General features: G+C 56.1%; 21 protein-coding genes. 5 read left to right on the top strand and 16 right to left on the bottom strand.

All coding sequences use genetic code 11. From position 1 onward, the window contains the following. Positions 1-51 precede the first annotated feature (51 nt). Positions 52-681 (top strand): TRAP transporter small permease subunit, encoded by a 630-nt coding sequence (locus ACR0IU_RS02120; RefSeq protein WP_480715081.1) that lies wholly within the window; start codon positions 52-54, stop codon positions 679-681. A gap of 3 nt (positions 682-684) precedes the next feature. Then, positions 685-2,088 carry a TRAP transporter large permease gene (locus tag ACR0IU_RS02115; protein ID WP_170469580.1) on the top strand — a complete coding sequence of 468 codons (1,404 nt, stop codon included), beginning with the start codon at positions 685-687 and terminating at the stop codon, positions 2,086-2,088. Positions 2,089-2,138: 50 nt separating this feature from the next. On the opposite strand, the gene ACR0IU_RS02110 is transcribed toward ACR0IU_RS02115, so the two are convergent. From ACR0IU_RS02110 to rocF, 3 genes are read right to left on the bottom strand one after another with little or no spacing between them, the layout of a single operon-like run. Beyond that, positions 2,139-3,182 (bottom strand): ornithine cyclodeaminase, encoded by a 1,044-nt coding sequence (locus ACR0IU_RS02110; RefSeq protein ID WP_480715080.1) that lies wholly within the window; start codon positions 3,180-3,182, stop codon positions 2,139-2,141. 6 nt (positions 3,183-3,188) lie between these two features. Next, the gene (gene ctlX / locus ACR0IU_RS02105) at positions 3,189-4,109 is read right to left on the bottom strand and encodes a citrulline utilization hydrolase CtlX (RefSeq protein ID WP_170778930.1); all 921 of its coding nucleotides are present in this window, start codon (positions 4,107-4,109) and stop codon (positions 3,189-3,191) included. After that, positions 4,109-5,029 (bottom strand): arginase, encoded by a 921-nt coding sequence (rocF, locus tag ACR0IU_RS02100; protein WP_480454719.1) that lies wholly within the window; start codon positions 5,027-5,029, stop codon positions 4,109-4,111. Before rocF ends, ctlX begins: the two co-directional genes overlap by 1 nt. Before the next feature lie 86 nt (positions 5,030-5,115). Here rocF and ACR0IU_RS02095 point away from each other — a divergent pair, with 86 nt between their 5' ends. Next, complete coding sequence (locus ACR0IU_RS02095) at positions 5,116-5,544, top strand: Lrp/AsnC family transcriptional regulator (protein ID WP_170778927.1); 429 nt, start codon at positions 5,116-5,118, stop codon at positions 5,542-5,544. 91 nt (positions 5,545-5,635) lie between these two features. Further along, complete coding sequence (mprF, locus tag ACR0IU_RS02090; RefSeq protein WP_480715079.1) at positions 5,636-8,242, top strand: bifunctional lysylphosphatidylglycerol flippase/synthetase MprF; 2,607 nt, start codon at positions 5,636-5,638, stop codon at positions 8,240-8,242. Positions 8,243-8,245: 3 nt separating this feature from the next. Here mprF and ACR0IU_RS02085 read toward each other — a convergent pair whose 3' ends face one another. From ACR0IU_RS02085 to ACR0IU_RS02060, 6 genes are all read right to left on the bottom strand, one after another. Next, the gene (locus ACR0IU_RS02085) at positions 8,246-9,796 is read right to left on the bottom strand and encodes an efflux transporter outer membrane subunit (RefSeq protein ID WP_480715078.1); all 1,551 of its coding nucleotides are present in this window, start codon (positions 9,794-9,796) and stop codon (positions 8,246-8,248) included. Positions 9,797-9,807: 11 nt separating this feature from the next. Beyond that, positions 9,808-10,953, bottom strand: coding sequence for an HlyD family secretion protein (locus ACR0IU_RS02080; protein WP_170770539.1), 1,146 nt, complete (start codon positions 10,951-10,953; stop codon positions 9,808-9,810). A 21-nt stretch (positions 10,954-10,974) separates the two neighbouring features. Further along, entirely contained in the window at positions 10,975-11,337 is a 363-nt protein-coding gene (locus ACR0IU_RS02075; RefSeq protein ID WP_170421206.1) for a DUF3302 domain-containing protein, read from the bottom strand. 34 nt (positions 11,338-11,371) lie between these two features. Beyond that, complete coding sequence (locus ACR0IU_RS02070) at positions 11,372-11,941, bottom strand: disulfide bond formation protein B (RefSeq protein ID WP_480715077.1); 570 nt, start codon at positions 11,939-11,941, stop codon at positions 11,372-11,374. An 11-nt stretch (positions 11,942-11,952) separates the two neighbouring features. Then, entirely contained in the window at positions 11,953-12,108 is a 156-nt protein-coding gene (locus tag ACR0IU_RS02065) for a DUF5993 family protein (protein WP_480715076.1), read from the bottom strand. A 103-nt stretch (positions 12,109-12,211) separates the two neighbouring features. Then, entirely contained in the window at positions 12,212-12,973 is a 762-nt protein-coding gene (locus ACR0IU_RS02060; RefSeq protein ID WP_480715075.1) for a DeoR/GlpR family DNA-binding transcription regulator, read from the bottom strand. 192 nt (positions 12,974-13,165) lie between these two features. On the opposite strand from ACR0IU_RS02060, the gene glpD reads away from it, so the two are divergent. After that, positions 13,166-14,734 (top strand): glycerol-3-phosphate dehydrogenase, encoded by a 1,569-nt coding sequence (glpD, locus tag ACR0IU_RS02055; RefSeq protein WP_480715074.1) that lies wholly within the window; start codon positions 13,166-13,168, stop codon positions 14,732-14,734. A 72-nt stretch (positions 14,735-14,806) separates the two neighbouring features. Here the strand turns inward: glpD and ACR0IU_RS02050 are convergent, their stop codons facing one another. The 7 genes from ACR0IU_RS02050 to ACR0IU_RS02020 form a co-directional block, all read right to left on the bottom strand. Then, on the bottom strand, positions 14,807-17,944 hold the full coding sequence (locus tag ACR0IU_RS02050) for an efflux RND transporter permease subunit (protein WP_170778915.1): 3,138 nt from the start codon (positions 17,942-17,944) through the stop codon (positions 14,807-14,809). 3 nt (positions 17,945-17,947) lie between these two features. Then, complete coding sequence (locus ACR0IU_RS02045) at positions 17,948-19,021, bottom strand: efflux RND transporter periplasmic adaptor subunit (protein ID WP_480715073.1); 1,074 nt, start codon at positions 19,019-19,021, stop codon at positions 17,948-17,950. Positions 19,022-19,419: 398 nt separating this feature from the next. Further along, complete coding sequence (gene metG, locus ACR0IU_RS02040; protein WP_480715072.1) at positions 19,420-21,138, bottom strand: methionine--tRNA ligase; 1,719 nt, start codon at positions 21,136-21,138, stop codon at positions 19,420-19,422. Positions 21,139-21,240: 102 nt separating this feature from the next. Then, a complete protein-coding gene (locus ACR0IU_RS02035) occupies positions 21,241-22,464 on the bottom strand; it encodes an MFS transporter (protein ID WP_480715071.1) in 1,224 nt (407 codons plus the stop codon). Positions 22,465-22,544: 80 nt separating this feature from the next. After that, positions 22,545-23,141: a YceI family protein gene (locus ACR0IU_RS02030; RefSeq protein ID WP_480715070.1), complete on the bottom strand. Its 597-nt coding sequence runs from the start codon at positions 23,139-23,141 to the stop codon at positions 22,545-22,547. Continuing rightward, positions 23,138-24,352 (bottom strand): MFS transporter, encoded by a 1,215-nt coding sequence (locus tag ACR0IU_RS02025; protein WP_480715069.1) that lies wholly within the window; start codon positions 24,350-24,352, stop codon positions 23,138-23,140. Before ACR0IU_RS02025 ends, ACR0IU_RS02030 begins: the two co-directional genes overlap by 4 nt. A gap of 43 nt (positions 24,353-24,395) precedes the next feature. Beyond that, positions 24,396-25,022: an ImuA family protein gene (locus ACR0IU_RS02020; RefSeq protein WP_480715068.1), complete on the bottom strand. Its 627-nt coding sequence runs from the start codon at positions 25,020-25,022 to the stop codon at positions 24,396-24,398. Between the last annotated feature and the right edge of the window lie 18 nt (positions 25,023-25,040).

Genomic DNA, 25,040 nt, shown 5'->3' with positions numbered 1-25,040 from the left:
GCCGGGTGTCATTGGGCACCCGGCCTTTCCTACAATCAAAGGATTGCTGAGATGGCAGGACATGCCACGGTGCTTGAGGATGGCAGTCTTCTAAGTCGGCTGGATCATCGATTGTTGCGATTGGAGCGCTTTATGGCGCTGATCAGTGGATTTGCGGTCTTCGGACTGATGGTGCTGGCTGTTGTGTCAGTCAGCGGCCGAAACGCCTTGAACGCGCCGTTGCCTGGCTATGTTGACTGGATCGAACAGGCGATGCCCCTGATCGCATTTCTGGGCATTTCGTTTGTGCAACGCGATGGCGGGCACATTCGAATGGATATCGTGATCTCGCGCCTGAAAGGGCGGGCGCTGTGGTTGTTCGAACTGATCTCGGTCCTGTTGATCCTTCTGCTGATGCTGGCGCTGGTTTGGGGCAGTTGGTCCCATTTCGACCGCTCCTTTGATTTTGGCGTCCCGATGTGGAGCCGCGATAGCTCGATTGACATCGGGATTCCTATTTGGCCAGCCAAGCTGTTGGCGCCCGTTGCTTTTTTGGTTCTTTGTGCCCGGCTGATCTTGCAGGTCTGGGGCTATGGACGCGCGTTTATGCTGGGGCTCGAAACTCCGGTGGCCGTACCGCTGATACAGGATGCCGCTGCACAGGCTGCAGCCGAGGCCGAACAATTCGAAGGACGTAACTGACCCATGGATACGATTGATATCGGCCTTTGGGTCACTGCTGGTCTGCTGATTCTGGTCGTCACGGGCATGCGGGTGGCATTCGCCGCTGGTTTGGCAGGCTTGATTGGCCTTATTTGGATATTCTGGGCCAAGTTTGGCTATGATCCCGGGCGATTTGGCAAAGCGCTGACGGTCGCAGTCAAAACAGCCGGGCAGGTGCCGCACTCTAAGGTGGCATCTCATACACTCAGCCTGATCCCAACATTCATACTGATTGGCTATCTTGCCTATTACGCCGGGCTGACGCGCGCCCTGTTCGAGGCGGCAAAACGCTGGGTGGCTTGGGTGCCGGGCGGGCTGGCCGTTTCAACAATCTTTGCGACCGCCGGTTTTGCAGCGGTCTCAGGTGCCTCGGTCGCCACATCGGCTGTCTTTGCGCGCATCGCCATCCCCGAGATGCTGGCCGTAGGCTACAACAAGCGTTTCGCCGCCGGAGTGGTGGCCGCTGGTGGGACCTTAGCTTCGCTCATCCCTCCATCCGCGATTCTTGTGATTTATGCAATCATCGTCGAGCAGGATGTAGGAAAACTGCTGCTTGCGGGATTCATACCCGGTGCGTTCTCGGCGGTGATTTATGGGTTGTTGATCGTTGGCATCGCCGTGATTTTCAAATCCGTCGGGCCGCCTGTGACAGGATTTACCTGGAAACAACGATTTGCGGCGCTTCCGGGCGCATTGCCCATCGTGGCGGTGATCCTCATCATAATCTGCTTTGTTTACAACCCTTTCGGCGACAAGGCCTGGGGCACCCCGACCGAGGGCGGAGCCATCGGTGCCTTCATCGTGTTCTGCTTTGCCCTGATCCACGGGATGCGCTGGCCAGAGTTCAAGTCGGCCTTGCTTGAAACCGCCAAACTAACCGCCATGATCTTCGCAATCATCTGGGGCGTGCTGATCTATGTGCGGTTTCTGGGATTTGCTGATCTGCCCGGAGCGTTTTCCGACTGGATCACCTCGCTCGAGATGTCGCCGATGCTGATCCTCATCTGTATTTTGCTGGCCTACGCCGTGCTGGGCATGTTCATGGATGCAATCGGCATGCTGCTTTTGACACTGCCGGTCGTGTATCCCGCCGTTATGGCCCTGAACGGGGGCGAGGCTGTCAGCGCGGCAGACAGCGCCTTTGGTATGTCCGGACCAATGTGTGCAATCTGGTTTGGTATATTGGTGGTGAAAATGGCCGAGTTCTGCCTGATCACACCACCCATTGGCCTGAATTGCTTTGTCGTTGCCGGGGTGCGGCCTGACCTTAGTGTTCAGGATGTGTTCAAGGGTGTGACGCCTTTCTTCATTGCAGATGCTCTGACCATCGCGCTGCTGGTGGCTTTTCCGGGGATCGTTCTATACTTGCCATCGCTGGCCGGATAAGAAAAAGCCCCGGCCAAAGGCCGGGGCACAGTTATTGATGTGCGGGTTCTTTATCCTGCCCGCATCAACATCCCAAACAAGTCCCTTGGGTCGTCAGGGTCTGCGAGCATATCCAATGCTTCATAGAAATCAGTGCCTTCAATTGCACTTTTGATGTATCGTAGTGCCGAAAAATCTTCGATTGCGAAACCTACACTGTCAAACAACGTGATCTGTCGATCGTCGGTGCGGCCTTTGGCCTGTCCGGTCATCACTTCCCACATCTCGGTGACCGGGTGATCATCCTCCAGAGCCTGTATTTCACCTTCGACCCGCGTTTGCTCGGGGTATTCTACAAAGATATCCGAGCGCAGAAGGATATCGCGGTGCAGTTCGGTTTTGCCGGGGCAATCGCCTCCAATCGCGTTGATGTGGACGCCGGGGCCGACCATATTGTCTGTCAGGATGGTGGCGTATTTCTTGTCAGCGGTGCAGGTCGTTATGATCTGAGCGCCTTCGATCGCCTCTTCTGGCGTTTTGCAGGGCACGATTGTCAGCCCTTTGCCCTGCAGATTGGCAGCACATTTCGCCGTCGCGTTCGTATCGGTGTCGTAGAGCCGGACAGTATCGATCCCGCACATGGCTTTGAATGCGAGACACTGGAACTCGGATTGCGCTCCGTTTCCGATCATCGCCATCGTCGTCGCCGATTTGGGTGCGAGGTACTTGCCAACCAGCGCCGAGGTTGCCGCCGTCCGCAGTGCGGTCAGCATAGTCATTTCGGTCAATAATGTCGGGTAACCGGTATAAACATCAGCCAGCAGGCCAAACGCTGTAACGGTTTGCAGGCCCTCAGACGTGTTCTTGGGGTGACCGTTTACGTATTTGAACCCGTAAGCCTCACCATCCGAGGTTGGCATCAATTCAATTACGCCGTGCGGTGAGTGAGCCGGGATGCGGGGCGTTTTATCAAAACTCTCCCAGCGTTTGAAATCAGCTTCGATCTGCGTAGCAATCTGTGTGATCATCTGTTCGACCCCGACGTGGTGAACCAGACGCATCATGTTGTCGACGGATACAAACGGCACGAGGGCCTTATCAGAGGGTTGCATCAAAGACTCCTATCGGCGGGAAAGATGGATACCAGCGATCATACAACGTACGGATCCACCGGCTGTTTCAATTGTGGGAACCGAGAGCGGCAGCGGAGTTGCGCTTGCTTCGATAACCGCGACTTGAGCGGGCGTAAGAGCCTTTAGCGCACGGCTGGACAGCGCCAGAACAAGACCATCGTTGCCGCTAAGCTCAATCGCGTTTCCTGCAAAATCTGCGATCTGTTCATGAGACAGATCGATGACAGTACGACCAGACTCCTCAAGCCGTGCCCGAACTGTTGCCCGACGTTCTGGGTCGGAAATCATGTCCAAACAGATCAGCGCGTAGTGCGTCCCGATCCCCATCAGAACATTGGTGTGATAGACATCGCGTCCTTCGGCATCCTTTGCATCGAACGCGATCGGCTCATAGTTGAAATGCGTACAGAAACGTTCCAACAACACCGGATCAGCGCGATTGGATCGAACGGTGTAGGCAATACGGCCCACGTGATCCAGAACCATTGCGCCCGTACCCTCAAGCGCCAGGTCGTCCTGTTCGAGGCCGGAATAATCGATGACGTCCTGCACTCGATATTCCCGCTTCAGCAACTCGATTACATCTGAGCGTCTCTCGCGTCGACGCGATGGTACGAACATCGGATATACGGCGACATGACCGCCGGGGTGGGTCGAAAACCAGTTGTTCGGGAACACGCTGTCGGGTGTATCGCGCTCACCTTCATCGTCAAACACATGAACGGTCACACCAGCAGCGTGAAGCTTTTCTACTGCTTTGTCATGCTCATCCCGCGCAGCCGCTGAAGTCGCTGCGGCAGATCGATTTGCCAGCGTTTGAAACGCATTGTCGTCTCGGGTTTCTGGATTCGACGCGAATGCATGGGGGCGCACCATCACTACAACCGAAGGAGATTGAAGAGATATCATCAGAAGCTCCGGGTTGGGCGATCGAAGATGCGACGCCCCATAAGCGAGGCTGCAAGATCGACCATCAGTTTTGCGGTCCGGCCGCGCTCATCAAGGAACGGGTTCAACTCGACGAGGTCCAGCGAACAAACGAGGCCGCTTTCGTGCAGGAGTTCCATGACCAGATGCGCCTCACGCTCGGTCGCGCCTCCGGGGACTGTGGTGCCAACTGCTGGTGCGATCGAGGGGTCAAGGAAATCCACATCCAACGAGACATGCAGGATGCCGTTGGCCTCGCGTACTTTGTCGAGAAAGGCCAGAAGTGGGGTCTTGATGCCGTGTTCATCGATGCTGCGCATATCGGCCAGCATCGCGTCATCCTTTTCCAGCGCCGCGCGTTCGGCTGGATCAACCGAGCGCAATCCTATCATCCCAACGCGATTGGTTGGGATTGGAGTGGTTACAGGAGGAAAGGGCTCAAACCCCGGTTGACCGGTGAAATAGGCGACGGGTGTTCCATGTAAATTGCCGCTATCTGTGCTGCGCGGTGTATGAAAATCACTGTGTGCATCCAACCAAAGAACAAAGAGCGGGCGCCCGATTTTATCCGCATGTGCCGCCATCCCTGTCACCGTCCCCATCGACAGCGCGTGATCGCCGCCCATGAAGATCGGCAAACCTTGCTCTGCGACTTCATTCGCAGTCCGGCTCAACGCCTGTGTCCAGCCCACGCATTCCGGAAGCGAGAACAGATGGGCGTCTTCTGGCACATCTACCTGATCCGGGTGAGTATCGCCGATGTCGGTCACGGTATGTCCCAGGTCAGACAGCGCTTGTTCAAGCCCGGCAACACGGTAGGCGTCGGGCCCCATTCGGCAGCCCTGACGATGTTTGCCAGCATCCATCGGAACCCCGGCGAGAATGATGTTCTGTTTGCTCATAAGTCTATCTATCGATACGATATGAGTTGAGAGAAGAGGGCAAATTGATCAAACTGGATCAACAAAATTCTATTTGGTAAATACGTATGGACGAACTGGATAATAGGTTGCTGAATGCCCTGCATAGGGACGCACGCGCATCGCTGTCAGAGTTGGCCGAAATGCTTGGCGTAACCCGAACGACTGTGCGCAGCCGGCTGCAGCGTCTCAAGCAATCTGGCGAAATCGTGGGGTTCACTGTGGTGACCCGGCAGGGTGTGTCGGAAAGCCCCGTACGTGGATTGATGATGCTTGGAATCGAAGGTCGCGGGACCGAGCGGATCCGGTCCCGGCTGGCTGCGATGCGGCAAGTTCGGGCAGTACACTCGACCAATGGCAGTTGGGATCTTATAGCCGAGATCGGCACAGATACTCTGGACGAGCTTGATGAAGTGTTGTTCCAGATCAGGCGGATGGAAGGCATCACGCGGTCCGAGACAAACCTGTTGCTTTCTACGCGCAAGGGCCGTTCGTAACTGGCTGTTCAAGCCACTTTGACGGATTCGAGAATCGTGCAAAGCTTTGAATTAACACTGATCTGAAGATCATAGGGCAGGGACGTACAGTATGACCACAGAGGCGAGCACCAATGAGACGCGCGTGGCAAATTTAGCCGAGCGCGTAACAGGGTTGTTGGAAAAGCCATTGGTCAAGATTGCGGTTCCGCTACTGATCACCGGAATAGCACTCGCGGTTCTGCACGACCTGTCTGCACATGTGAAATGGTCAGATATCCAAAGTGATATCGCGGCGAAGCCTGGGAAGTTCATGTTCTTCGCGCTGTGTTGGACGGCGTTCAGTTTTCTGTCTCTATCATTCTATGATGTCCTTGCCGTGCAGAGCGTGGCTGGTGGAAAGGTGCCTTTGCCCGTTGCCGGAATGGCTGGGGCGAGCGGTTACGCGGTGTCGAATTGCCTTGGATTCTCTTACATCACCGGCACCGCGATCCGATATCGGATCTATGCCTCGCTCGGGCTGGATTTGGGGCGCGTTGCGGGGGTGATCGCGACCTCGTGGGTGGCGTTCTGGATGGGGCTGGTTCTGCTTCTGGGCCTGCTGCTGACCATCCATCCTGACGGTATTTCCAAGGTCCTGCCCATCAGTGAGACAATGGAAACTGTGATAGGCCTCTGCATGCTTGCGGGGCTGATTGTTCTGTTTGTTTGGCTTTCAAGCGGTGGGCGGCGATTGGCGTATGGCGGCTTTGGGTTCAACCTGCCGGGTGGTAAGCTGGCCAGCTTGCTGACAGTCGCCGCAGTTGGCGATCTGTTCGGCGCGTCCATGGCGCTTTGGGTATTGATGCCTGACGATTTGGGTGTTGGCTATCCATATTTCTTCGCGGTCTATATCGGTGCGATCGCGGTGGGTATCCTCAGCCATGCACCGGGTGGGATAGGCGTGTTCGAAGCGACCCTGATTGCAGGCCTCGGGGCATCGGGCCGGTCTGATGTCATTGCTGCACTTCTGCTGTACCGGCTGATCTATACTTTTTTGCCATTTGCCATTGCCAGCCTGTCGATTGCGGTCGCATCGGCAATGACTCAGCGCCAACGCATCGGGGGCGCGATGACCTGGGTTTATCGCGCAATCCGCCCCATTGTCCCGATGGTGGCTGCAGGCGTTGCGGCAGTGGCTGGGGTGATCTTGCTGGTCTCGGGTGCCTTACCCTCCAGTTCCCAAAACCTTGGCGTACTGCGTGCAGTGCTACCTTTGTCGTTTGTCGAGGCCTCACACCTCGCAGGCAGCGCAGTGGGCGTTTTACTGCTGTTGGTATCGCGTGGACTATTCCGCAAACTCTATCGCGCATGGGTGGTGGCCATGTTGTTGATGGCGGCTGGTTTCTTTGCCTCGCTCGCCAAGGGGCTGGATACACACGAAGCCCTGTCCTTGCTGTTTACGATTGGCCTTCTGGCGATGTTTCGGGGGGCTTTCTACCGGGTTAGTGGTGCGTCGATCTTTCGGCTGAATATCCCATGGCTGGTCAGCGTAGTTGCATTGCTGGCAGTCATTTTCTGGATCGGGTTGTTCGCTTATTCCCATGTTGAATACGAGAACGCCTTGTGGTGGGATTTTGCCTGGAGCGGCGATGCCTCACGTTTCCTACGCTCAAGCCTTGTTGTCGCTGTGATCCTTGGCATTGTGGCGGTGAACTCTCTGTTTGGGAGAGAAATTCCGGCTCCGGTTCGCACTGAAATTCCCGAAGTCGTTGAACGGCTTGTGATGGAAAGCGAAGACACCGAGTCTCAGATTTCGCTTACGGGCGACAAGCAATTCCTGATTTCACCCGACGAAACCGCATTCCTCGCTTATGCCGATACTGGCAACGCGCTCATCACCAAGGGTGAGCCGGTGGGAGATGAAAAGGCAGGGCAACAACTGATCTGGCAATTGCGAGAAATGGCCGATCGCGAAGGCAAGCTTTGTGCCTTTTACAGTGTCTCGACCAAGTATTTGCCGACGTTCCTGGACCTCGGTCTGTCGATTTTGAAGATCGGAGAAGTGGCCCGCGTGCCGCTGCAGGATTTCTCTCTGGATGGAAAGTCGCGCAAACGGTTCCGGCAGGCCAAGAACAGGGCTGAACGTGAAGGGTACAAGTTTGAAATCATCCCCAAGGAACAGCTTGCTCCGGTGTTGCCCGAGCTTCGTCAGATCTCGGACGACTGGTTGGCGCAGAAGGCGGGTGAAGAAAAGGGCTTTGCCTTGGGTGGGTTCGACGATGACTATTTGTCTTATTTTGACCACGCCGTTCTGCGGGATGTGACAGGCAAGATCATGGCTTTCGCCAACCTATTTCAAGGCGGAAACAAATCCGAATTGTCTCTGGACCTGATGCGTTACGAACCGGACAGCCCTAGCTTCGTCATGGACGCACTGTTCGCCGAGATGATGGTCTGGGGTTCCGAGCAGGGATTCCACTGGTTCTCGCTGGGCGCTGCTCCGTTCTCAGGGATTGAGAACCGGCAGTTGGCCTCGCTTTGGAATCGGATCGGTGGGTTCGTTTATGAACATGGCGAGCAGTTCTACCACTTCGAAGGCCTGCGCGCCTTCAAGCAGAAATTCGATCCGGAATGGAGCCCCAACTATCTGGCCAGCCCCGGCGGATTGGCGGCGCCACGTATCCTCTACGAAGTTAACATCCTGATCTCGGGTGGCCTGCGCGGGTTGACGAAATAGCGTTTAGTTCAGGCTGGCGCGTGTTGGCGCTTTCTCAAGCAGATCACCCCAATCGGTGCGATAGGCCATTTCGGCCAGAACAGTCTCGGGTAGGAACTCCTGATTCTGACGGATCTGCCAGCCGCCACCCAAACCTTTGTAGATCGCGACCAGATTGGACGAGACTTCTTGCCGCGCCTCGATCAAGTTTGCTTGTGAACGGAGCAGGGCAGTCTGTGTATTCAAGATACGGGAATAGCTGGCGATGCCATCGCGGTATTGATCAACGGCTATGTCAGCAGCTTTGCGCGATGCTTCAACGCTACGCTGATAAAAGGTGACCTGTTTGCGCGCCTGTGCATAGGCGACCATCGCACTTTCAACCTCTGAATAGGCGGTCAGCACAGTGTTCTGGTAATTTGCGATCAACGCCTGATAAGCCGCATCCTGAGCGCGGACGTTGTTCTTGATGCGGCCATAGTTCAGGACATTCCAGACAACGCCTGCACTGGCCAATCCCGTGGCACTATTGGTACTGAACAGATCGCGCCCGCCCGACGCTTGTAAGCCGATCGAACCAGACAGGATGAATTGCGGATAGAGATCAGCCAAAGCGATCCCCACCTGCGCCGACTGGGTGGCTGCCGCAAGTTCGGCGGCGCGGACGTCGGGCCGCCGCCGTAGCAATTCGGCAGGGACTCCCACAGCTACGTTGCTGCGCCCTGTTGGAATGCGGCCCGAATTTCCAATCAGGCCCGCCATCTGGGAAGGGGTTTTGCCCAAAAGAACTGCCAGCGCGTTCTTGGCCTGTTGGATATCGCTTTCCAGCTCGGGCACTAGCGCCTTCGTGTTGTTGAGCAGAGCAGTTGATTCCTGCACATCCAGCTCGGTCGTCACGCCGTTGTTAAAGCGTAACTGGGTGAGGTCTGCCGATTCCTGCTGGATCGTGATGTTCTCCTGCGCGATGCGCAGAGCCTCCTGCAACGAACGGATGTTGATATAGAGCGCTGCAACGTCCCCGGTAAGCGTGACTAGAGCGTCGTCATAATTGGCGACCTGTAGTGCAAGGTTAGACCGTGCGGCCTGTACGCCGCGACGTTGTTGGCCCCAAACGTCCAGTTCCCATTGCGCATCAAAACCGACTTGCGAGGTTGAGAATTCGGTGTCCAAAGGGATGATACGCCGTATATCCGAAATCGGCCCAAGGCTGTCGCTGATCTGTCGGCGTTGCAGCGAACCGCCCACGGCCTGCGACTGCGGGTACAGCTCTCCAAATGCGATACCAAGTTGCGCACGAGCCTGAAGTACTCGGGCGCCCGCAACCTGCAAGGTCAGGTTTTGCGCATAGGCTTCGGCGATTAGTTTGTTCAGCGTCGGATCGTTGAATGTCTCCCACCAGCGCGCAACGGGGGCGCTGCGCGAGGTCAGGCCGCTTTGACCCGCGCTGGGGTTGTTGACCTCCATCCATTGCTTCACCACTGGAGAGTTGGGACGCACGAAATCGGGCCCCACCGGCGTACAGGCGGCGAGAGTGGCAGCGCAAAGGGCGGTGCCCAACAACCGGCGGAGAGTCATCTTACGCATCCTCAGATATCCAGCGGCCGGATGAAGTTGGCAAAGGAATAGAGGCGGATATTGATGCGCCTCAGAAACTCAAAACTTTGACCCATGCCCGTGTAGATTGCTACGGCCGCATGGCCACCAGCGGGGAAGGTGTGCCCCTCAGGCACATCGACTGAGATTTGAACAGCGATCCGACCGGGAAGCTTCGGCAGCTCAAAGCCGGGCAGGCGGCCTGAGGGCAGGTATTGGCCTTGACGTGTGGCCCACCAGACGGCTTCGACCTTGCCGGTCAGAATTTCTCCGGGGTAAAGGTCCAGCGCAACTTCTACCGGTTGGCCGACCTCAACGAATTTCAGGTTCTGCTGGCGGAAGGTGGCTAGAATATAGGGGTCTTCTTCGGTGACAAAGCTGGCAATGGCACCCAGACGAATTTCCCCCACGACCATACCAGGACGCGCCTGTTGTGAAACGATCATGCCATTTTCGGGGGCATAGATCGTTGTGTTGTCCAGAAAATACTCGGCTTCGGCCAGCTGTGCCTCAGCCTCCAAAATGCCGGTATTCACCCCGTCGATCTGTGAATCCAGCGCGAGGTTGGCCTTTTCCAGATTGGCCTGAGCCTCTTTGATTTTAGCCTGATCTTCCGCGACCTGTTCGTTCCAGCGGTCTAGTTCGTCCTGACGTGCCCCACCAGCCGGAACGAGGTTTTCGTAACGCGCCTGTTCCGTTTGGGCATACGCCAATTGCGCATTTGCACGCTCAACCGCTTCGCTTGCAGCGATGACGTCCTGTTCGAGAATTTTCGCGTTTTGCTGTGCCGCCACCAACTGGGCATTTGCCTTGTCCACGGCCAGCGAGAACACCGTGTCGTCGAACTTATACAGCGGATCGCCCTTCGTGACCCATGTGTTGGGCTCGACCAGAACCTCGGACAGGATTGTGGGCTGTGTCAGGCGCGGAACGATCTGGATCGTGGACCGCACAACGTGGCTGTCGACTGAGAAGGGCTGAAAGAACCGCAGCGCGACCAAAAAGATCAGCAGCAGATGAGCGCCGACCCAGAACGAGACGATCCCCCACATGATGTTGAATTTCAGCCATTCCATCTTGAAAAAGATGAACCAGACAAAAATGATGTAGAACAGCGTGATGCCAAGGGCGACAAACATGAGTGCTGAATTCCTTTGGCGTTAGGCTTGCTTGGTTTCGTCGGTGTCCAGCGGGTCTTGGTATTCCGGTTTAACGGTGCCGCCCAGACGCTTGATCTCATCCCGGATCGCTTTGCGTTCTTCATCAGGGCCACGGCGCATGTCGACTGTCACCCCGTCATGGAACGCCCAGATAAAGGCATGCACCCACGGGACTATAGCCAAAAAACCCATCCATCCCATGATCTTGACGGCTTCGGCATGCGGGTGATTGCGTTTGATCGCTATTCGCCCCGGCAGACCCATGAGAAACAGAAACAACGCCATCACCGCTGCCAACAGCAGAATAAGCGCCACGAATGTCAAATAGTCATAGTAGCCTAGCGGCTGCCCCAAAAGTCCCATGCTCGCGCCTCCTGTTGGGAAGGTTGTGCCATCCTCAGTTGTTGTTGCCCAGTTCGTCAATCAATTTGTAACTGGTCGGCGGGTCCGCACAAATGGTTGGGCCGCATTCGATCAGGGTCGAGATCGCGTTTAGCCCCGCCAGAGCCAACAACGCGAAAAATGCAGCCTTGGCCAACCCGCTTCCCCCGAAACGCGGGCCTTGCTGCGCGTCACTGACATATTGCCTGTCAAACATCAGCATGATCGCCGTTCCCAGAAGGACCAGAAAAAAGCAGATGGCGGCCCAGGTGTAGTAGTGCAGTCCTAGAACGGGAGAGCCATAGTGGCCCGTGCCTGGTACGATATGCAGCAGGATTTGACGGATCGAAACGCTGCCTCCGTAAAGTGCGGCAAGCAGCATCAGCGCATAGTGACGCGCGCGCGCTCCGTAAAGCAGGTTCAGCCCAAGTCCAACGCCGACGGCGACAAAGCCGACCCTCTGCAACAAACAAAGCGGGCAGGGCAACTCGTTCAGCGAAAACTGATAGGCGTAGGCCAATACCAGTACGAGGCTGACAGCAAATGCGCCAACGGCATTCAGGGTGCGAGACAGTTCAGGTGTCATTGAATCGCTCCCTACAACTGAATGGTCAATGTGCTGGTGGCGTGGAATTTCAGCCAATAGACGCTCAACGTCAGAGTGATCAGAAACAGGGCCATTCCGGCGTTTGTCCGGCCAAAGTAATTTAATCCCATTGTGACTGTAAGTAACGAAAATAAAAGCGCGATCATGGTCCGCTGCCGCCCCCCCCTTGCGCCAATTGCAATTGATCACGACTTTGTCATCTGGATTGTGGTCTGGCAAGCAAAGACAACCGAAAGGCGCAGTAGAGGGCTATTTGCATTCCATAATTTGCGTTTGCCAGTCATTGCATTTCCGGGCCAGCGTTTCAGGGAAGTCAGAATCTGTATAAACCGTATCAATATCCGCCAATGACGCTATGCGCGCAGGTGCGGTTCTGCGGAATTTGGAGTTGTCAGCGACGAGGCTGATCTGCCGTGCCTGTTCAATGATTGTTTGGCTGACCAGTACTTCCTGTAGGTCAAAATCCATCAAATCTCCGTCCAAATCTAAGGCCGAGCATCCAATTATGGCGTGATCAAATTTGAATTGCCGGATGGTTGAAACTGCCAGATTGCCTACCAGCCCGCTATCCGATCGGCGCAGAACACCACCTGCAACGACAATCTGACAATCCGGGTTCTCTATAAGGATATTGGCCACGTTCATGTTGTTGGTTACGACCATCAGATTCTTGTGGTCGAGCAACTGTCGTGCGACGGCCTCGGTCGAGGTGCCGATATTCATAAAGATCGAGCTGCCTTCCGGAATATCTGCTGCGCAACGTTCGGCGATGCGAATCTTGGCCTCATGGTTCAGGGCACGCCGGTCTTCGTAACCAATATTGGACACGCCCGAACGCAGAACGGCCCCTCCGTGCACCCTGTCCAGTTTTCCTGCATCTGATAACTCGGACAGGTCGCGGCGGATGGTCTGAACCGTCACCTGAAAGCGTTCGGCCAGCCCGTCGACGGTAACGCGACCTTCGACATTGGCGATTTCAAGAATGTCTGATTGACGGAAGGATAGTGACATAGATCAGCTCTGCGCTTGGGATAGTTCGTTTTTGTTCTATTTTTTGAAACTGACAAGACTTATTGTGCAGTTATTGCAAAAATTTCGAGAATTTTGATTGCAACCGAACATTTACGAAAAGTTATGTTGACGATACGAAGTGTTGTGATGCTAATGCCATCGAAACTGCCACTTTTGGGGAATCGTTTGGATATGTCATCAGACAGCAGTCAGGTAACCGATCTTTTCATAATCGGTGGCGGCATCAACGGGTGCGGAATTGCAAGGGACGCTGCGGGGCGGGGATTGTCTGTCACTTTGGCAGAGATGAACGATCTGGCGTCTGCCACCTCCTCGGCGTCGACCAAACTGTTCCATGGTGGGCTAAGGTATTTGGAATTTTTTGAGTTCCGTTTGGTCCGCGAAGCTCTGATAGAGCGGGAAACGCTGCTGCGCGCGATGCCGCATATCAGTTGGCCGATGCGTTTCGTGTTACCGTATCACGCCGATATGCGTTTTGATTCTGAGACGCCAACCTCGCGATTGCTGAGTACGGTGATGCCATGGATGCGTGGGCGACGCCCGGCCTGGCTGATCCGGTTGGGTTTGTTTTTGTACGATAATCTTGGCGGCCGCAAAATCCTGCCGGGAACGCGCGCGTTGAACCTGCGCTCTGTGCCTGAGGGCGCGCCTTTGCAAGACAAGTTCGAAACAGCCTACGAATACTCGGATTGCTGGGTCGAAGATTCTCGGCTGGTGGTTCTGAACGCCCGTGACGCTGAGGCAAGGGGCGCGAAGATCAGGGTTCGGACCGAAGTTCTTGCGGCCAGGCGTGTTGATGACATGTGGCATATCACGATCCGTGATCAGCAGAGCGGTGAGACTGAGACAATTCTGGCAAAGATGTTGATCAATGCAGGTGGCCCGTGGGTGGGCGATATCATTCAGACCAAGATCCACATAAATTCACGCGAAGGGGTCCGGTTGGTGCGGGGCAGTCATATCGTGACGCCCAAACTGTTTGATCACGACAAATGCTACTTCTTTCAGGGTGAGGATGGGCGCATCATCTTTGCCATTCCTTACGAGCAGGATTTTACCCTGATTGGCACCACAGATCAGGATCATTCTGATCCATCGGAGCGGCCAGTTTGCACCGAGGCCGAGCAGGAGTACTTATGCGCATTTGCCACTAAGTATTTTAAGAAACCGGTGACTCGTGCTGATATCGTCTGGACCTATTCTGGCGTGCGTCCACTTTATGACGACGGCGCAAGCAGTGCCACCGCAGCGACCCGAGACTATACGCTGAAGGTTGATGCCACAGGCGGCGCTCCGGTTCTGAATGTCTTTGGCGGCAAAATCACCACATACCGGCGCCTCGCGGAAAGCGCGCTGGAGAAGATCGGAGAGTACTTCCCAGATCTTGCAGGGCCGTGGACTGCCGGAGTATCGCTGCCCGGAGGAGATTTCCCCGTTTATGGTGCGCCGGATTTAGTTCGGCAGGTGCAAACGGACTATCCTTTCCTTACAGAAGCATGGGCGCATAGGCTGGTCCGGGCCTACGGCACCGAAGCTTGGGACATTCTGGGGGCGGCCAAAGATCAGACCGATTTGGGCGAGGATTTTGGGGCGACCCTGACCGAGACCGAACTTGTTTGGTTGATGGACAAGGAATACGCGCGCACCGCCGAGGACGTTGTATGGCGCCGCAATAAGTTGGGTCTACGACTAAGCCCCGAGCAGATTGATCGGCTCGATGACTGGATGACAAATCGGTAACGCAACAACCAGTCGCTTCACACGAAAAAACGCCCCGCTGTTCTGCGGGGCGTTTTCGTTTTGGTGCCGTTTTTACGCGGTTTCCTCTGACGGTCCTGGATCATTCTTGCTCCCTTTGATCCATTCTCGCATGCTTTGCATAACGGCATAAAGGACGGGAACCAGAATGACGCCGAACAGTGTCGCAGCAAGCATACCGCCAAACACGGCCACACCGATGGCCTTCTGGCTGGCCGCTCCGGCACCGTTCGCTGCCAGCAATGGAACCACGCCCAACAGGAAGGACAATGCGGTCATCATCACGGCGCGGAACCGCTGGAAAGCAGCCTCGACCGCGGCGTCTTTGACGGACAGCCCCTTGGCCCTTTGTTCCATCGCAAATTCGACGATGAGAATCCCGTTCTTTGACGCAAGCCCGACCAGCATGATCATCCCGATCTGCGTGTAGAGGTTGATGTCGCTGCCCACGATTGCCACCGCTGCGACGGCACCGAACAAGGCTACGGTCACCGACATCAGGATCGAAACGGGCATCGTCCAACTTTCATATTGGCCGACAAGGAACAGGTATCCGAACAAGATCGCCAGCCCGAGGATCACGACAACCAAGTTGCCCGACGCCAGCTGCTGCTGCGCGGTCCCTGTCCATTCAAAGGCGTAACCGGGGGGCAGGGCGGTCGCCGATTCTTCGGTCATAGCGGTGATGGCGTCACCGGTTGACAGTCCGGCCGCTGGAACTGCGGTCACAGTCGCAGAACGGAACAGATTGTGCCGTTTCAGCAGAACCGGGCCCAGTACGTTCTCGACGTCGATCAATGTGCCCAACGGCACCATCTCGCCTTTGGTGGAACGTACATAGAGGTCCGAGATATCCTCAACCTTGTTCCGGTACGAGCCTTCGGCCTGGATCATGACGCGGTAAACACGACCAAACAGGTTAAAGTCGTTAACGTAATATGAACCAAGCTGCGCCTGCATGGTCTGGAAGATCTCGGCCACCGAGACCTGCAGCGTCTTGGCCTTTTCCCGGTCCAGATCAACGAAAAGCTGCGGGACGTTTGCGCGGAAAGTGGTGTAGGCCTGTGCGATTTCAGGCCTCTGGTTCGCGGCATAGACATATGAGCCCACTGCTGACGCCAGATCCTGCGGCGATCCACCTCCGGTTTGCTGTACCTCCATTTCGACGCCGGCGGACATGCCCAAGCCCTGAATGGGCGGTGGGTTGAACGCCACAATCGACGCTGCGGATTCCTGGTTTGCAATCGCCAGAACTTTGCCCAGAATGGCATCGGCGCTCAGATCAGGTTCTTGCCGCTCCTCCCAGTTGGTGAGGTTGACGAAAATGGCCGCTCCGTTTGTCGTCGTGCCGTTAAGCAGCGAGAACCCGTTCACCAGAACGGTGCTCGCGACACCGGGGATATCTTGAATCTGCGCATCCAGACGTGCCGAGACAGTTTCGGTGCGTTCCAGCGTTGCGGCGTCGGGCAGTTGGATGTCGACAAACAGATAGCCATTATCCTCAAGCGGAATAAACCCTTTCGAGGTGACACCCATGATGGACCCTGTACCGGCAGCGAAGGCCGCGATGATGCCCAGTGAAATCACCGGCAGGATCAGCAATTTTCGTACGATTGCGGTATATCCGTTGCGCATCGAACCGATGAACCCTTCAAACATAGCCAGCAACCCGGTTGGGGGACCAGAGCGTGCCTTCAGAACCAATCCACACAAGGCCGGAGACAATGTCAGGGCGTTGATCGATGAGATCACGACAGCGGTCGAGATCGTGACCGCGAACTGAGAATAAAGCCGCCCTGAAATACCAGGCATAAAGGTGACGGGTACGAACACTGCCAGCAAAACCAGGGTTGTCGCAATCACCGGACCGGTGATTTGGCCCATCGCTTTGCGTGTCGCTTCGGCAGGAGGCAGCCCCTCATCCGCGATGATACGCTCGACATTTTCAACTACGACAATGGCGTCATCCACCACGATGCCGATGGCTAGCACCAGCGCAAATAGTGAGATCGTGTTGAGCGACATGCCGAATGCCAGAAGGAATGCGAATGTTCCAATCAGTGAGACGGGAATTGCCACCGCGGGAATAATAGTCGCGCGCCAACTGCCAAGGAATATGAACACGACCGTAATCACGAGTATGAATGTCAGGATCAGTGTTGACACCACGTCATTGAGCGATTGTTCCACAAAGTCTGTCGTGTTGAACGGAACGGCATATTCTACATCCGACGGAAAGGCTCGGGACAGACGGTCTAGCTCGGCTTCAACACGTTCGGAAACCGCAAGCGCGTTCGCGCCGGGGGCCTGATAGATACCGATAACCGTTGCCGGAACGCTTTGAAAATAACCCGAAGCTGAATAAAACTGCGCACCAAGCTCTGTGCGAGCGATGTCTTTGACACGTACAATCGCGCCTGCATCCCCGGTGCGGATAACGATATCTCCGAACTCATCAGCAGAGGTCAGGCGGCCTTTGGTCTTGATCGTGTATTGAAAGGTTTGCCCTTCTGGAACAGGCGGTGATCCAATCGATCCAGCCGATACTTCGATATTCTGCTCGCGGATTGCGTTTATGACATCACCCGGAGTGATCGACAGCGCGGCCATCTTATCCGGATCCATCCATATCCGCATCGCGTATTCCAGATTGGTCAGAACATCCGCCTTACCTACGCCCTGAACGCGTGCCAGCGCGTCTTTCAGGTTGATCGAGGCATAGTTCGAAAGAAACACGCTGTCATACGTGCCATTGGGCGAGGTCAGCGTGACCAGCAGCAGCATGTTTGTTGACGCTTTTTGGGTTACCACGCCCGATGAGGTCACTTCGCTCGGCAACGAGGCCATGGCCTGCGCGACGCGGTTCTGCACGTTGACCGATGCAATATCAGGATCGGTGCCAACTTCAAACGTTACATTCAGAGAATAAGAACCGTTATCTGACGAAGTTGACGTCATATAGATCATGTCGTCCACGCCGTTGACCTGCGCCTCGATTGGCGCGGCTACGGTGTTCTCGACAGTTTCGGCATTCGCGCCGGTATAGGTGGCGGTTACACTGACAACCGGAGGCGTGATATCAGGGAATTGCGCAACCGGCAGAACCATATAACCGATCCCGCCCAAGATGGTCAGGACCAGCGAAATTACAAGCGCCAGCTTGGGCCGGCTGATGAACAGGGCAGAGAACATCTGTTATTCTCCTGGCTGCTCAGAGGCGACAACGGCATCGACGGCGACGCCGGGACGAACGCGCTGCAGACCTTCGACGATCACACTTTCGCCCTCACGCAGACCATCCGTTACGATAATGGCCGAGTCGACGGGGTCTCCGGTTGTGATGTAGCGCTGCTCGACCATCTGTTTGTCATTGACGACCAATACGAATTCCCCGCGTTGGTCACGTTGCAGGGCCGCTTGAGGGATCAAGACCTGCAGCGTTGGCTCCAACGCTTCGATCTGGACGTTTACGAACGCGCCATCGACAAGCAGACGTTTGGCATTTTCGAACTGAGCTGTGAGGGTGATCGCACCAGTCAACGGGTCAATGCGGTTATCTACAAAAATGATTTCGCCTGTCTCATCCAGTGCGGTTCCATTCGGCAAGGTCACATGGACGTTTGGACTTTTGTTGCTTTCTGCCAGGGTCGCTGGATCTTCACCAATTTGTTCAAGAACCGAGGTGAACTGTTTCTCGTTCAATGAAAAATTCACGTAGATGGGGGCCTCGCTAACCAGCGTGACGAGGGGTGGATTATTGGGGCCGACGACGTCGCCAACACTAATTTCGACCCGACCGATCCGACCAGAAAATGGCGCGTGAATCTGGGTATAGCTGAGATCAAGCTCGGCCTGCTGGATGGCCGCATTCGCAGCTTTTACCTCGGCTTCCGCAACCAATTCGTTGGCACGTGCGATATCACGTTCGGATTCGGGTGTGGCGTCTCGCTTGTACAGTTCTTCCTTACGTGCCAGATCGACTTTGGCCAGTTCAAGGTTGGCCTCGGCGCGGTCAAGATCAGCTTTGCGCGCTTCCAGAGTTGCTTGGTAAAGGTCTGGTTCGATCGTGAACAGCAAGTCATCTTTAGACACGGGGGCGCCGTCATCTACGTTCTGACTGTCCAGAAACCCGCTGACGCGCGCGACGATGTCGACCTTGTCGATGGCCTCGGCCCGCCCAATAAACGTCGCCTGATCAGTAATCTCTTCTGTATAGGCCGCCGCGATCGAGACCTTTGGCGCGGGGGCGGCTGACTGATCCTGTGCCATAACTGAGTGCGGAAGGATGGACCATGCGATTACACCGAGAGATGCGCCTATTGTCCTGAAATATCCGCGGCGGCGGTATGTGGGCTTTTTAAATGCAAAGGACATGATGGCGCCTCGTTCAAACTAAAGATAATGCGCCCGGGCATCAGATATGCGCGGACGAGTCGAGTGATGTTTCAGGCAGGATGGCGGGTTTGGCGCAGTTTCTCAAGCATGTTGAGACTTCCTGCGAAGTTCAGATGGTAAAAAATTTCTTTCCAATTGGCGGACTTAGCTTGCGTCAACAGCAGATTTGCAGAGGAAAGGGCATCTTTTTAGGGCCGTTGGGTCCCCTGAATAAAACACGACAGAGGATTGCTCAGCCCTCTGCCGCTTCATTCACAGATGAAGATTTGTTGTTACTTACGCGTCCCGGCGAAGCGATTCTGCCAGTCTTCACGTTGCTCATCGGTCACCTTGGCGAACAGCACATCGGGAACCGTGAAGTCGTGGCCTGCGGGTAGGGCACGCAGTGCGGCGTCGACGTCATCAGGCCAGCTGGTGTCCAGCGTGTTCATCGCGCTAAGCATTTTTGCCGAAGTTTCAGGAATAAACGGCGCGCTCAGAACCGCATAGAGTCGGATCAAGTTCAGCCCCAGCCTGACTTGAACCGCAGCCAGCGCCGGGTCTTCCTTGAAAGTTGACCAGGGGGCCGCGGCCTGCAGGTATTCGTTGCCTGCGACCCAGATCGCCCGCAACTCCTGCGCAGATTTACGCACTTCCATTGCTTCCATGTGGCCTTCATAGGCACGGATGCGTCGGGTCAGTTCTGTGATAAGCGTTTGCTCATGCTCACCATATTCACCATCACCCGGAACGGCCTCACCGAACTTGGAGCGGCAGAACTTGGTGATCCGGCTGACAAAGTTGCCCAGAACGTCAGCGAGGTCCTTGTTGACCGATTGCTGGAAGTTTTCCCAGGTGAACTCGCTGTCGCTGCTTTCCGGCGCATGGCTTAGCAGCCACCAGCGCCAGTAGTCGGCAGGCAGTAGCTCCAGCGCCTGATCCATGAACACGCCGCGCCCTTGTGAGGTTGAGAACTGGCCGCCGTCATAGTTCAGATAGTTGAAAGATTTCAGGTGATCGACCATCTTCCACGGCTCGCCTGATCCCAGAATGGTAGCCGGGAAGCTGAGCGTGTGGAACGGCACATTGTCTTTGCCCATGAACTGGACGTACCGCACGTCATCCGCGCCTTTGTCGGTGCGCCACCATCGCTCCCACTCGGCATCGGACTTACCGTTGGCATCTGCCCATTCCTTTGCGCAGGCGATGTATTCGATGGGCGCGTCGAACCAGACGTAGAAGACCTTGCCTTCCATTCCAGGCCAGTCCTGATCGCCTTTCTTAACCGGAACACCCCAATCCAGATCGCGGGTGATCCCGCGGTCCTGCAGACCGTCGCCATCATGCAACCATTTCTTTGCAATCGAGGTGGTCAGGATCGGCCAGTCAGTCTTGCTGTCAATCCACGCATCCAACTGATCCTTCATAGCGGATTGGCGCAGATACAGGTGCTTGGTCTCGCGCACCTCTAAATCAGTCGAACCGGAAATCGCTGAGCGGGGCTCGATCAGGTCGGTCGGGTCCAACTGTTTGGTGCAATTCTCGCACTGATCACCACGCGCGCGATCATAGCCGCAATTGGGGCATGTACCCTCGATATAACGGTCAGGTAGAAACCTGCCGTCGGCGTTTGAATAAACCTGCTTCTCGCTGACCTCGCGGATCAGCCCGGCCTCATCCAGTTTGCCTGCGAAGTGCTGGGTCAGGTTACGGTTCTGATCGCTGGATGAACGGCCAAAGTGGTCAAAACTCAGATCAAAGCGTTTGGCGATGTCTGCCTGCACCGCATACATATCGGCGCAATATTCCGCGACGGGTTTGCCCGCTTTCGCCGCAGCCAGTTCCGCAGGGGTGCCGTGTTCGTCGGTTGCGCACAGGAACATGACCTCATTCCCCCGACCACGCAGATAGCGCGCGTATAGATCGGCGGGCAACTGCGAGCCGATCAGATTGCCGAGGTGTTTGATCCCGTTGATATAAGGGATCGCCGAGGTGATGAGAATCCGAGCCATTTTGCGTTTCCAGATAACTGTCTGCGCGCCCGTCTACAGTATGTCGGCGGTTAGCAAAAGGCCGGGTTTTGCGACTCTGTGTAATTCACACTGAAATCGCGTTTAGTACTTCTCACGCGAACCTTTCAGCAATCTGCCAATCGTAAACGAAGTACGCGGCGCATAGACGTAATTTGTCCGTTCGTCGGGCGTTGGGCGCGAGCGCATGCGGGCAAGGCCAAACACGATCAGGAATGCATGACCCAGAGCCACGAAGGCAAATAGGGCGCCAGGGCCGAACTGCTGGATCAACGTGGATGAGATGTATGGTGAGGCAATCGCGCCTAGTGCGTACCAGAACATCAGTGCTGCGGCCAGTTCTACGCGTTGTTCGGTAGTGGCAAAGTCATTCGCATGGGCTGATGAAACCGAGAAGATCGGGAATGTGGTCAGGCCGAAAAAACCGGCTGTCAGCATGACGCCGACAGTGCCGGTTCCGCTGGCCAACATTGTGATGCCGCAACTTAAGACCGCTGCGGCCGATAACCAGATCAACACCCAGCGTCGGTCATATTTGTCGGCCAGCCAGCCCAGCGGGTACTGCGCTAGTGCGCCGCCCAGAACGAATGAGGCCAGAAAGAACGCAATCTGATCGACAGCCAGCCCCACCTCCTGACCGTAAACCGGGCCGACCATTCGAAATGAGGCCGAGCTTAGGGCTGCGACGATCACCCCGGCCACTGCAAGCGGTGAGTTTTGCCACGCCAGCCGGGGCCGTAAGCGTGGTGCGTCCGGGGTTTTGGGTTGGCTCGCGCGTGTTAGCGTCAGAGGCAGTAGCGATGCGCAGCATAAGATGGCCAGAAGATTATATGAAACATAGGATGCCGGAGGCAGAACCGCGATGATCAACTGCGCGCAAAGCGAGGCGCCCAGATCCGCGATGCGATAGCTACCCATCACACGTCCACGAGATTCATTTGTAACCTTTGCATTTAGCCACGCCTCAATCACCGTGTAGCACCCGGCAACGCAAGTGCCCGACGCGATCCGTAGGATGGCCCAGACATAGGGGTTCTCGGTCAGCGTGTGTCCCAACAGACCCATGGCACCCAAGGCGGTGCAAACGGCAAATGCGCGCGAGTGTCCGACGCTTCCCATCAGGCGTGGTGCCCACCAGCAGCCAATGAAAAAGCCGAGGAAATGCGAAGACCCCAACAGACCGATCTGTTCTGTCGAAAAGTTCAGTGTCAGGCCCGAGATCGCATCCAATGGCCCAACACCACCGGTCGACAGTTGCAATAGTATGACCGAAAGAAAAAGTGCGGCAAATGAAATGATAGTACGCATGATGGGGGCAGCTTGTCTTTATTGTCACGAATTGCGCGTGTCTATTCGACACCTTAGCGTCGTTTTTTGGCGTTCCTTGGCTAATCCTGTCGAATGATTTCGGCTCGGATGTTTAAACCAATCATTGGCTGTACCAGATCAGGATAGCCTGAGGCACCAAATTCGTGCCGATTAAGCGCGCCCACCAACTTTATGAACAGGATGTCCAGTTCATCCACTGCGCTGCCTGGTCTTCGATAAAGATCAGCCTTCAGCGTTACGGGACGGGTTACATCACGCACTGTCAGATCCCCCGTTACTGTCGCGCCTTCCGAGATGCGACCCGTGGGTCCAAGTTGAATTTTGGTCGTGACGAACCGAATGGTTGGATGTCGGGCGGCGTTCAACACGCTGCTGCCTAGCATTGGACCGCGCGCAAAGGGCAATTTCGTACGAGCTCGGGCCACGTCCATCACAACATCGACCCTACTGTTTTGAAGGCGTCTCGTGTCGATTAGAATCTGCGCCGTCTGAACTGGCATCGTACCTGTTTGTGCTGTGCCAGACAGAGTGTAGGTAAATTCAACCGAGCTGCGCGCCGTTGCCAGAACGTACGGGGTGAGTGCTGCATGAGCGTCGCGCGCGAACGGTAGAGCCGCAAGGCCAGCGATGAGTGTGCGGCGCGTGAGGTCGGTCATGCCAATGCTGTGTCGCCGCGTGGCCTTGAGCGTTTCAAGAGCATCAGCAGGATGGCGATGTTCATGCCATTCCAAACGATGCCATTGATAAAGGCGAGTTGGTAGTTGCCGGTTACATCGTAGATCCAGCCGGACATCCAGCCGCCCAGTGCCATGCCCAGAATGGTCATCATCAAGACTAAGCCGACGCGCGCGCCGGCCTCTTGTGGCGGCATGTATTCGCGCACAACCAAAGCATAGCTGGGAACGATACCACCCTGCGCCAATCCAAACAGCATGCTGACAACGTATAGCGAAACCATTCCGTCGTAGGGCAGAAACAGGAACAATGCGATACATTGCAGGGTCGAGCCGATCAGCAGCGTGGAAAGTCCACCCAATTGGTCCGCAACCAGCCCCGAGATTATTCGGCTGACCACACCTCCCAGTAGCATCAGTGACAGCATTTCAGCCCCTACCGCTGGGCCGTAGCCGAGGCCGATGCAATAGGACACGATATGGACCTGTGGCATCGACATTGCCACGCAGCAGCCGATACCAGCCAGCCCGAGGATGTATTGCAGGGCGCGGGGTGAAAAGCCGATGCTCTGAGCCTTGATCTGTGCTGCTGCTGCTGCGGTGCTGTGCGCTTCGACCGGAACTTGGCGACGCAAGAGCAGTGACAGGGGTATGACAACGACCAGAGTGATTAGGGCGAGGCTCAGGTAAACCTGTTGCCATCCTTCGCGCTGTAGAATGCCCGATAACAGCGTGGGCCAGATTGCACCTGACAGATAGTTGCCGCTGGCCACCAGCGCCACGGCAATCCCGCGCCTGCGCATGAACCAATGCGAGATATCGGCGATCAGTGGTCCAAACCCGATCGATGTTCCAAGACCCAGCAACAGATGCGCGACTGAAAGGAGGGCAATGTTCGGTGCAAGGGTAGCCAGCAAATAGCTTAATGCGCTTAAGAGGGCGGCCCCGATCAGAGCCTTTGTCACGCCCAGATTATCCACCAGCTTGCCAAGCCACATGTTGCCAAAGGCAAAACCGATCATGGTGAGCGTATAGGGCATCGATGCGGCAGCTCTGCCTGCTCCAAAATCGGCCTCGATGGCGGGCATCACGACAACCACAGCCCACATACCCACATTGACCACCGTTGCGATCGCCAGAGTGATCAGCAGGCGAAGCCAGGAGTATCGGCTGTCATGGATCGGATGTGTCATGCGGGCACGCTAGGGTGCAAGTTCTGCTTTGACCAGTCACAAGTTATGTGAACGTGGGTGCGTCTTCGGTTTTGATCTGTTGTAACTTCAGGCCGAAATGTGGGGCCGTCCGCGTCACGTGCCAACTGGCCGGGGGCAGGGCGCGGGCACGGCGGCGGGTCAGGCGCCAATTGCAGGCCTCGTCCCGATAAGTCGGCTCCATATGCCAGCGCGTCTCGATCCCCTGCGCGCCGCCATCGTCAGGTGTCAGCAACAGTCCCAGAGGGGCCTGACCCGATGTGCCACCCTGTTCGGCGGCCAGATGCAACCGCCGAACAGGGGTCAGACCCGGCGGGCCGGGCAGGTCGCCGATAACCACGGGCGCGGCGCCACTGCGCAAGGCTTCTTCCATGCACCACAATAGGTCTTCGGGTTTATCAGGGCGGATCAGCAGAAACCGGGACGGGTCGGCAAAAGGTAACATGCCTTCGGGATGCAGCTGGGCGACCTCCCACGCCGGGGCAATCCACATTACCGGACCCTGAGTTTGCCTCGCCACCCACAGGGCAAAACTGCGCCGGGCAGGGCCGCAGGCCTCGTGCACACGGGCCAGTTGCAGGCTGATCTGTGGGTGCAGGGCCACCCCGGGCGGGGTGCGCGCGGGCTTGCGGCCAAGAAGATGGGTGGACATGCTTATCAAACTAGCATG

It is taken from the genome of Ruegeria sp. CL5 (genome assembly GCF_056536485.1).
This window is presented reverse-complemented; position numbering and strand designations above follow the sequence as displayed.

Coding starts and splice junctions, on each gene's coding strand:
- ACR0IU_RS02120 (WP_480715081.1), top strand. CDS start 52: ATGGCAGGACATGCCACGGTGCTTGAGGATGGCAGTCTTCTAAGTCGG.
- glpD (WP_480715074.1), top strand. CDS start 13,166: ATGTCATCAGACAGCAGTCAGGTAACCGATCTTTTCATAATCGGTGGC.
- ACR0IU_RS02025 (WP_480715069.1), bottom strand. CDS start 24,352: ATGACACATCCGATCCATGACAGCCGATACTCCTGGCTTCGCCTGCTG.
- metG (WP_480715072.1), bottom strand. CDS start 21,138: ATGGCTCGGATTCTCATCACCTCGGCGATCCCTTATATCAACGGGATC.
- ctlX (WP_170778930.1), bottom strand. CDS start 4,109: ATGATATCTCTTCAATCTCCTTCGGTTGTAGTGATGGTGCGCCCCCAT.
- mprF (WP_480715079.1), top strand. CDS start 5,636: ATGACCACAGAGGCGAGCACCAATGAGACGCGCGTGGCAAATTTAGCC.
- ACR0IU_RS02030 (WP_480715070.1), bottom strand. CDS start 23,141: ATGACCGACCTCACGCGCCGCACACTCATCGCTGGCCTTGCGGCTCTA.
- ACR0IU_RS02035 (WP_480715071.1), bottom strand. CDS start 22,464: ATGCGTACTATCATTTCATTTGCCGCACTTTTTCTTTCGGTCATACTA.
- rocF (WP_480454719.1), bottom strand. CDS start 5,029: ATGAGCAAACAGAACATCATTCTCGCCGGGGTTCCGATGGATGCTGGC.
- ACR0IU_RS02065 (WP_480715076.1), bottom strand. CDS start 12,108: ATGATCGCGCTTTTATTTTCGTTACTTACAGTCACAATGGGATTAAAT.
- ACR0IU_RS02020 (WP_480715068.1), bottom strand. CDS start 25,022: ATGTCCACCCATCTTCTTGGCCGCAAGCCCGCGCGCACCCCGCCCGGG.
- ACR0IU_RS02115 (WP_170469580.1), top strand. CDS start 685: ATGGATACGATTGATATCGGCCTTTGGGTCACTGCTGGTCTGCTGATT.
- ACR0IU_RS02060 (WP_480715075.1), bottom strand. CDS start 12,973: ATGTCACTATCCTTCCGTCAATCAGACATTCTTGAAATCGCCAATGTC.
- ACR0IU_RS02050 (WP_170778915.1), bottom strand. CDS start 17,944: ATGTTCTCTGCCCTGTTCATCAGCCGGCCCAAGCTGGCGCTTGTAATT.
- ACR0IU_RS02085 (WP_480715078.1), bottom strand. CDS start 9,796: ATGACTCTCCGCCGGTTGTTGGGCACCGCCCTTTGCGCTGCCACTCTC.
- ACR0IU_RS02095 (WP_170778927.1), top strand. CDS start 5,116: ATGGACGAACTGGATAATAGGTTGCTGAATGCCCTGCATAGGGACGCA.
- ACR0IU_RS02070 (WP_480715077.1), bottom strand. CDS start 11,941: ATGACACCTGAACTGTCTCGCACCCTGAATGCCGTTGGCGCATTTGCT.
- ACR0IU_RS02045 (WP_480715073.1), bottom strand. CDS start 19,021: ATGGCACAGGATCAGTCAGCCGCCCCCGCGCCAAAGGTCTCGATCGCG.
- ACR0IU_RS02080 (WP_170770539.1), bottom strand. CDS start 10,953: ATGTTTGTCGCCCTTGGCATCACGCTGTTCTACATCATTTTTGTCTGG.
- ACR0IU_RS02075 (WP_170421206.1), bottom strand. CDS start 11,337: ATGGGACTTTTGGGGCAGCCGCTAGGCTACTATGACTATTTGACATTC.